The organism is Campylobacter concisus UNSWCS, from assembly GCF_000466685.1.
Taxonomy (GTDB): Bacteria; Campylobacterota; Campylobacteria; order Campylobacterales; family Campylobacteraceae; genus Campylobacter_A; species Campylobacter_A concisus_A.
The window spans coordinates 1-331 of the sequence record NZ_ANNG01000159.1 but is presented as its reverse complement, the minus strand read 5'-3'; the positions used below and the strand labels follow the sequence as shown (position 1 = coordinate 331).

The 331-nt window shown below is 32.9% G+C and carries 1 pseudogene; it reads left to right on the top strand.

Features of this window, described 5'->3' with window-relative positions:
• Positions 1-305, top strand: a pseudogene (locus UNSWCS_RS11750) (SEL1-like repeat protein); the annotation flags it as partial.
• Between the last annotated feature and the right edge of the window lie 26 nt (positions 306-331).

The following is a 331-nucleotide window of genomic DNA, read 5'->3' as shown; positions in this document are numbered from 1 at the left end:
AAAAAATGAAAAGAATTTTAGTTTTACTTGTAGTTTTATTTTCTATTGGATTTTCCAAAGATCTTACTGAATTGGGAAACGAAGCTTACTATAAAGGTGACTACCAAAAAGCTGCCCAGCTATATCAAAAAGCTTGTGATGGTGGAGAGGCTTTTGGTTGCGCTATCTTAGGGACTTCATACAAAAACGGTCAAGGTGTAAAACAAAATTTTTCCACTGCAAAACAATATTATGGCAAGGCTTGTGATTTAGGACTTCAGTTAGGATGTGATAATTACAGAAAGCTAAACGAAAAAGGCTATTAAAAATTAATTAACATGAGATGTCCTTT